4 protein-coding genes are annotated in these 8,759 nt (G+C 64.3%); 2 read left to right on the top strand and 2 right to left on the bottom strand.

Translation table 11 applies throughout. The features are described 5' to 3' along the window. Positions 1-335 (bottom strand): cold shock domain-containing protein (locus ABI213_RS21440; RefSeq protein ID WP_348028584.1); only part of this gene is annotated, 335 nt, incomplete at its 3' end. A 74-nt stretch (positions 336-409) separates the two neighbouring features. After that, positions 410-1,597 carry a 4-hydroxybenzoate 3-monooxygenase gene (gene pobA, locus ABI213_RS21435; protein WP_348014779.1) on the bottom strand — a complete coding sequence of 396 codons (1,188 nt, stop codon included), beginning with the start codon at positions 1,595-1,597 and terminating at the stop codon, positions 410-412. 122 nt (positions 1,598-1,719) lie between these two features. Between pobA and ABI213_RS21430 the strand changes: the two genes are divergently transcribed. Together ABI213_RS21430 and ABI213_RS21425 are read left to right on the top strand one after the other, a co-directional pair. Beyond that, positions 1,720-2,496 carry an IclR family transcriptional regulator C-terminal domain-containing protein gene (locus ABI213_RS21430; protein WP_348028583.1) on the top strand — a complete coding sequence of 259 codons (777 nt, stop codon included), beginning with the start codon at positions 1,720-1,722 and terminating at the stop codon, positions 2,494-2,496. A gap of 274 nt (positions 2,497-2,770) precedes the next feature. Then, positions 2,771-8,759: autotransporter-associated beta strand repeat-containing protein (locus tag ABI213_RS21425; protein WP_348028581.1), on the top strand; the 5,989-nt coding region annotated here is incomplete at its 3' end.

Raw genomic sequence — 8,759 nt, 5'->3', positions numbered from 1 at the left:
GAAAGGCGGGTGTCCCACACCCCCCACACCCCGAGCACCACCCACAAGAACAGCAGCAGCACAAACGAACGAGTACCCGATTGGCGGCCGATGTAGCGGCGGGGCCGTTGGGAATGCACATCGGCGTTGCCGCTGGCGGTGCTGACCTCGATGGCGCGGGGCCGTGTATGGCGGGTGGTGACTTCATCAAACCATACGGTTTCACCTTCCCGCGGCAAGCTTGAGCCACGGTAGTCCTTGATATGGAAAAAAATGTCGTAGCCGGTTTTCGGGCTGCGGATGAACCCCATACCGCGCGAGGTATTCCAGTGGTGAATCTTCCCTTTTTTTTTCATCCCGCCACTCCAGTGTGTACCGAGATCGAATTTTGTCCCCGTACGCTTGGGTGTATACGGTCGCTTACATTCTTTTACCGCCCTGTATAGAGTGGCAGCCCCACATAGTTTTCTGCCAATACGGTGGATGCTGCCGCAGAGTGCACTAGGTACTCCAGCTCGGCCTCTTGCATGCGCTGACCAAAGGCCCCGGTGTCGGGAAACTTGTGCATCAGCGAGGTCAGCCACCAAGAGAAGCGTTCGGCCTTCCAGATGCGGGCCAACGCGCGCTGCGAATAGGTGTCGATGCCGGCAGCACTTTTCTCGGCATAGAACTCGATGAAGGCGCTGGACAAATATTTCACATCGCTGGCCGCCAGGTTCAAGCCCTTCGCCCCGGTGGGCGGCACGATGTGGGCGGCATCCCCGGCCAGAAACATGCGGCCAAAGCGCATCGGCTCGGCCACAAAGCTGCGCAGCGGGGCAATGCTTTTCTCCAGCGTGGGGCCGGTGACGATGCGCTCGGCCAGTTCGGGGTCGAGGCGGCTGCGCAGCTCGTCCCAGAAGCGCTGGTCGCTCCAGGCCTCTACCTTGTCGTCCATCGGGCACTGCACGTAGTAGCGGCTGCGCGTCAGGCTGCGCATGGAGCACAGCGAAAACCCGCGCTCGCTGTTGCCGTAGACGATGGAATGCGGCGACACCGGCGGCACATCGGCCAGAACACCCAGCCAGCCGAACGGATACACCTTCTCGTATTCGGTGATCGCGCCCTCGGGCACGCTGGCACGGCAGACACCGTGGAAGCCGTCGCAGCCAGCGATGAAGTCGCATTCCAGCTCGAAGTTTTGCCCGTCCTTTTGGTAGCGCACGCGTGGTGTGCTGCTGTCGAAGTCGTGCACGCTGACCTGGGCGGCCTGGTAGACGGTGGTCAGGCCCGCCGCGCTGCGGGCATCCATCAGGTCGCGCGTCACCTCGGTCTGGCCGTAGGCTGTCACCACCTTGCCGCCGGTCAGGCCCTGCACGTCGATGGCATGGCGCACACCCGAGAACACCAGTTCAATGCTGTGGTGCACCACGCCCTCGGCCTGCACCCGCTCGCCCATGCCCGCCTCGTGCAGCATGTCCACCGTGGTCTGCTCCAGAATGCCAGCGCGGATGCGGCCCAGCACGTAATCGGGGCTTTGCCGCTCGATGATGATGTTGTCTATGCCGGCTTTGTGCAGCAACTGGCCGAGCAGCAAGCCGGAAGGGCCGGCTCCAATGATGGCAACCTGGGTACGCATGGAATGTCTCCTGAAATAGTGCTGCAAGCTTAGGTTTTGACCCGCATATTTGCCAGAGGCGAAACCGGTCTTTGTGCGATCATCGGCCTAGTTGTGCGATCACCGCGCAAAATGAGGTGGCCATGGAGATTCAGAAAGCCGATTTGATCGAAGGCATGGCCAAAGGCATGGCCGTGCTTGAAAGCTTTGACACCGAACGCCAGCGTCTCAACGCCACCCTGGCCGCCCAGCGCGCCGGGCTGACCCGTGCCGCGGCCCGCCGCCACCTGCTGACGCTGGCGCATCTGGGCTACCTGGACACCGACGGCAGTTACTTCTGGCTGGCGGCCAAGGTGCTGCGCTTCTCGGGCAGCTACCTGGCATCGGCCCAGTTGCCACGCGTGCTGCAGCCCACCTTGAACCGGCTGGCGGCGCAGACGCTGGAGTCGGTTTCGGCGGTGGTGCGCGACGGCGACGAGGTGGTCATCGTGGCCCGCAGTGGCAACGACCGCAGCGGCGGCCCGTTGCGTGTGCTGGCGTACGGCCTGCATCTGGGTGCACGGCTACCCGCCCACGCTACCTCCACCGGCAGGGTGTTGCTGGCCAACGAAACCAAGCTGGTCTTCAACGCCTGGATGAAAAACCGCAGTCTGCCGCGCCTGACGGCCCATACCTGCACCGACCCCCAAGCCTTCCGCGCTGCCATCGCCCAGGTGCGGGTTGACGACTTCTGCGTCGCCAGCGAAGAGCACGAACTCGGCGTGCACGCCCTGGCGGTGCCGCTGCGCAACCTACAGGGCAAAACCGTGGCCGCACTGAACGTGGTGACCACACCGCAGCGCCTGGAGCAGCAGACCCTGCGCCGCGACCTGCTGCCGCTGCTGCTGGAGGCCGCGCGGGAGCTACGGCCCATGCTTTAAGAAATTTAAATAAAAAAGGCCTTTTACGCAGGTGGTACCTGCGCGAGCCGCTATTAATAATGTAGTAAATGCTGTGCATTCAGCGTACCGCGGCTGGGATGCGCCGAGCATCTGCCAGACCCTGGGGCGCGAACGCTATGGCTGCCTAGGCCATCCGTTTTCATTGCTATGAAACTAGGAGCCTAAAGCAGGAGGTTTGTGTATAGTAATTGTAAAAAGTCCAAGCGCTACACACACTTTGCGGCCAGGGGTCAGGGCCAAAGGGAGACAGCAAATGAATGACTTGTACAAGATCGTTTGGAGCAGGGCCCAACAGGCGTGGGTGGTGGTCTCCGAACTGGCAAAGTCCAGCGGCAAGAAGGCCCGCGAAAAGGTCGGCCGCGGCCCGGCCTTGCTGGCAACGCTGATGGCGCTGGCCTGCTGCGGGCAGGCGCAGGCCGCGACAAGGATATGGGATGGTGGCGGCGCTGACAATAATTGGACCAACCTGCTCAACTGGGACGCAGCAGCTCCTGTCGCCGGCGATGATCTGCAATTCGGGGGGGGGCTTCGCTTAACGCCCACCAACAATTTCGTCGCAAATACCGCGTTCAACAGCCTCACGTTCAATGCCGGGGCCGGCGCGTTCACGCTCAGCGGCACCGCGATCACCCTCAACGGTGGGGTGACCAATAACAGCAGCAATCTGCAGACGATCAACATGCTCACGGTGCTGTCCGCCGGAAACCACACGATCACGACCAACGCTGCGGGGGGCATCACCATCGGCGGTGCCATAAGCGGAGCGGGCGGCTTGACCAAGACCGGCACCGGGATGCTGAACTTGGCCGGCAATAACACTTACACGGGGTCGGTTCTCGTGAATCAAGGCGCGCTTCGGATCACATCCAATGGCGGTTGGGGTGCTGCAGCGGTCGGCGCTACCACCACCGTCATGGCCGGTGCGGCTTTGGAGACGGTTACCGCCAACCTTGCTTCCTCCAATAGGTCGATCACCATCAACGGTACCGGAGTCAGCAATGGCGGTGCGATACGGAATGTTTCGGGCCTCAGTTCGATTGGTGGTGCAGGTGCAATCACTTTGGGCAGCGACGCGCGGATCAATGTCGACGCAGGCAAAATAACTCTCGGCGTCAGCGGCTCCGGCAACCTCAACCTCGGTAGCTTTAACCTGACCGTGGGTTCCGCCGCCATTGGCGCGGCGGGGACAGTCGGTGCAATCATCAACAGCACCATTTCCGGCACGGGCGGTATCACCTTTGATGGCGTGGGCGGCAGCTCGTTTGCCGGCGGTGCTAACGCGAATACCTACACCGGAAGAACCACGATCAATGGGGGGATCGTCGACGTGGGTAGGAATGTCAATGTCGTTGTTATTCCCGGCGACAGGGTGGCGGGCACTGTGGATCTGCTCATCGGCGACGGCATCGGCACCGACACGTTGCGAATGCAGCTGGCGAACCAGATCAGAGACAGTGTGGAATTGCAAATGAACGCGGCCGGCACGCCGGTGTTCAACTTGAACAATAGGAGCCAAACCATCGGCTCGCTGGCTTCGACCAACACGGCCGCCTCAGTCGCGTTGGGTACCGGCACACTCACGGTGGCCAATGGCAACGGCGGGACCGATGGCAGCGGTGACTCCACCTTTGCCGGCGTCATTTCCGGCACGGGCGGCTTGGCTAAAACCCGCTCCGGCACCTTTACCCTGACCGGCGCCAACACTTACACGGGCGCCACCACGGTGAGCCAAGGCGCGCTCAATATCCAGAACGCCGGGGCCCTGGGCACGACCGCCGTCGGCACCACGGTGTCTGGCGGCGCGGCCCTGCAACTCCAGGGCGGCCTCACGGTCACCGGCGAGGCCTTGACCCTGAGCGGCAACGGTGTGGCCAATGACGGTGCACTGCGCAGCCTGTCGGGTGCCAATACCTGGGCCGGCGCTATCACCCTGGGCACCTTCGACGCTCGCATCAACGCCGACACCGGCAGCACGCTGGCGCTCACCGGCACGGTGGCCACCAACGGCCTTCTGCTGACTGTGGGCGGCGCGGGCGACACGCTGATCAGCGGCATCATCAGTGGCACGGGCTCGCTGGCCAACGATGGTGCCGGCACGCTCACCCTGACCAATACCAACACCTACACCGGCGCGACGGCGGTTAATGATGGCACCCTGCTGTTGGATTTCGCCGCGGGCGGCACCAGCAACATCATCAATAGCGCTTCCGCTCTGACCCTGGGCGGCGGCACTCTGGAGCTCAAGGGCGGCGCGGGCGAAGCCAACACGCAAACCTTCGCCGGCCTGAGCGGCACCGGCGGCACCGTGAAGCTGACGAGGAACGGCGCCACCAGCCTGCAGGCGAATCTCGGTGCCATCGCGATGGGAGGAAGCTACAACTTCGTCGGTGCGGATACGACGGTGGCCGCTGGCCTCGCCGTTCCCGGTGTCGCCAGCTTCACCACGACCACGGCCGCGGGTGCCAACAACGGCTTGGATCTGCTGGGAGCAAGCCTGTGGAATGGCAGCAATTGGGCCTCCACGGCAACCAACGGCTCAGGCACCACCTATGTGGTGGAGTACCTGGGCGCCTTTACGGAGCTGGTCACCGACGGCAATACGGCCAACCCCGCCCCGAGCACCCTCGACCCGGTCGGCAACCTGCGGATCAGGGATGGCGGCACCAACGGCATCGCCGCCACCTACAGCGCCAATACCGCAGTGAAGTCGCTGCTGATGGTCGCGCCCACCTACTCGACCACGGTGGCGATCAACCCCGGCGTCACGCTCACCGTTGGCAATAGCGACGGCGCCACCGGGGCTGTGGCCATCAGCGCCCCCGCCCAGTCGCTGACCCTGGGCAATGTGGTCAACCAGGGCACGATCACCGCTGGCACCACGGCGACGGCCTCCACCCTGGCGCTGACCAACCTGAGCCCGACCTCCACCCTCGCGGTGAACGCCAAAATCGCCGACAACGGCTTGGGCGGCAAGGTCGACCTGGCCACCAGGGGGAAGGTGGTCCTGAGGGGCAGCAACACCTTCACCGGTAACACCTCTATCGGCGCAGGCCTCTTGCAAATTGCCGGCACAGGGAGTCTGGGCAGCGGCACCTATGCGGGCGCCATTGCCAATGACGGCAGCTTGCAATACAGCTCCAGTGTCAACCAGACCTTCACCGGTGCGATCAGCGGCGTTGGCAGTTTGGTCAAGGATGGCACGGGAACCGTCGTTCTAACCGGCGCCAACACCTACACCGGCGACACGACCATAGCCACCGGCATCCTGCAGGTCGCCGGCGCCGGTACCCTGGGCGGCGGCCTTTACATCGGCAAGATCACCAACAACGGCGCGCTCCAATACAGTTCCAGCGCCGATCAGCTGCTGGTCGGCGCCATCAGCGGCAGCGGCAGCCTGCTGAAGAACGGCAGCGGCAAGCTCACCCTGATCAGCACGAACAGCTACCTCGGCGATACCACCATTGGCCCCGGCACGCTGCGCATTGCCGGGGCCGGCAGCCTGGGTAACGGCGCCTACGCGGGCAGCATCGTCAATAACGGCACGCTGCAATACAGCTCCAGCGCCACACAGCTGCTCAGCGGTGCCGTCAGCGGCTCGGGCAGCCTGCTGAAGGACGGGTCCGGCACACTCAGCCTGAGCAACAGCAACACCTACGCCGGGTCCACCACCGTGAACGGCGGCACGCTGTTGCTGGACTTCAGCCTGGGTGGTACCAACAACATCATTACCACCGCCCAGCCGCTGTCGCTCAACGGCGGCACGCTGGAGCTCAAGGGCGGCGCGGGCGAGGCCGATACGCAGAGCTTCAATGGTCTGAACGGCAGCGGCGGCGCCCTGCAATTGACCCAGAACGGCGCCACCAGCATCAACCTTAACGTCGGTGCCATCGCCAATCCGCTTGGCTCAGCCTTCAATTTCATCGGCGGCAGCACGACGGTCGGCGGCGGCATCGCCACGGCCGGCAACGCCAATTTCATCACCACCACGACCTTGGCCATCCCCGGCTTCACCAAGCTGGGCGGCTCCCTGTGGAACGGCAGCGGCTGGGCTTCGACGGCGAGTGATGGCTCCGGGACCACCTATGTGGTGCCGTGGATTGGCACTTACAACGGCCTGACCACCAACAGCTACACCCTTGGTCCAGCGGCCACGTATACCAACCCCGTTGGGGACCTGCGGATTGATGACGGCACTGCGATCGCAACCGCCGCCATCTACACCGCAAACACCACCATCAATTCGCTGCTGATGGTGGCGCCCACCTTCGCGACGACGGTGGCGATCAACGCTGGCGTCAGGCTGACGATCGACGGCACCGGCGCCGGTACTGGCACCCTCGGCGCCGTCGCCATCGGCGGCAGCGGCCAATCGCTAACCCTCGGCAACGCCGTCAACCAGGGCGCGATCACCGCCGGCAGTACGGCGGCGGCATCCAAGCTGATTCTGGCGAACGTGAATGCCGCGGCCACCCTCACGGCGAATTCCGTGATCGCCGACAACGCCGCCGGTGGCGCGGTGTCGCTGCAGACCAGGGGCCAGGTGGTGGTGAAAGGCACCAACACCTACACCGGCAGCACCACCATCCAGGATGGCAACCTGCAAGTCTCCACCGCAGGCAGCCTGGGCTCCGGCAATTACCTTGGCGACATCGCCAACAATGGCACGCTGCAGTACAGCTCCAGCACGAGCCAGATTCTCGGCGGCAGCATCAGCGGCACCGGCGGCATCACCAAGGACGGCGCAGGTGCCCTGACCCTCACCGGCACCAACACGTTTGATGGCGTCACCACGTTGAGCGCCGGTGTTCTCAACATCCAGAACAGCAGCGCGCTGGGCTCGACCTTAGGCGGCACCTCCGTGGCAGCCGGCACCGCCTTGCAGCTGCAGAACAACATCGCGGTGGGTGCCGAGGCGCTCACCTTGAACGGCACCGGCGTGGGCGGCACCGGGGCGCTGCGCAATATCAGCGGCAACAACAGCTGGGCCGGCCCCATCACCCTGGGCGGCGCCACCCGCATCAACTCCGACGCGGGCACCCTGACCCTCGGCGGTGCCCTTGACACCGCCAGCAACGCCAACCCGCTGACCGTCGGCGGCGCAGGCAATACGACTATCACGGGACTCGTCAGCGGACCCGCAAGCCTGGCCAAGGATGGCACCGGCGTGCTGACGCTCTCGGCTGCCAATACATACACAGGCGGGAGCACGGTGACGGCCGGCCTGCTCAAACTCACCCATGCCAGTGCCGCAGGTTCGGGCACGGTGACCGACAACCTTGCGGCCGGCACGGTCGGCCTGGACCTGGCATTCGCAACCGCCGGCACCTTCGGCAACACGCTGGCGGGCACGGGCGCGACCCAGGTCAGCGGTGCGCTGGCCACCGTCACCGGCGCCAACGGCAGCTATACCGGCGGGTGGAAGGTGACCGGAACCGGCAACCTGGGGGTGGCGAACACGGCCACGACCAGCAGCCCAACCTTGGGCACCGGCAGCGTCGATATCGCCGCCGGCGGCAACGTCAATCTGCAGGCGGCAGGCGCCTTCAGCTTCGACAACGCCTTGACCGGCGCCGGTACGCTGAACGCGTCCAACGCCAACCAGGCGTTCTCCTTCGCCGCCAGCGCGGGCAGCGCCTTCACCGGTACGGTCAAGCTGACCAACAACAGCTTCGCCCTGTCGGGCAATAACACCACGACCCTGACAGCCGCCAAGCTGGAACTGAACGCAGGCAATGTGACCACGGTAGGCGCTGGCACGCAGACGATTGGCGGCCTGAACATCAATGGCGGCGCGGTGCAGTTCGCTACCACGGATCTGAGTCAAGCGGTGGCAACCAACAATATCACCACTGGCACGCTGGACGTCAGCCATGCCGGTACGGTACGCATCAATCTGCCCGGGACGTTTGTCGTTCCCGCCCCAGGTACGCCCGGCACGAACAACCTGCTGATGCAGGATGATGCGAACGTGGGCATGAAACTGGTCAGTGCAGGCGCGGTGACGGGCACCGCCGGTGCACTGGTCCTGACCGACCAGAACGGCACTGTCATCACGAATGCGACCCAGAAGAACATCCAGCAGGGATCGGGGAACCCCACAGTCGCCACTGGCATTTACGACTTCCGACTGAGCACCGGCGGGGCAGCCGATGGCCTGTACGTGAACTACGGTCTTCAACAACTGGACCTGCAAGCGGGCCAGACGCTGACGCTGGCCCAGGATACTGGCGCGACCGGTATCG

Origin of the sequence: Rhodoferax sp., assembly GCF_039922535.1 — a bacterium.
In the GTDB taxonomy this organism is placed as follows: domain Bacteria; phylum Pseudomonadota; class Gammaproteobacteria; order Burkholderiales; family Burkholderiaceae_C; genus Rhodoferax_B.
The sequence above is the reverse complement of the archived record's forward strand: the minus strand, read 5'-3'. Positions and strand labels throughout refer to the sequence as shown.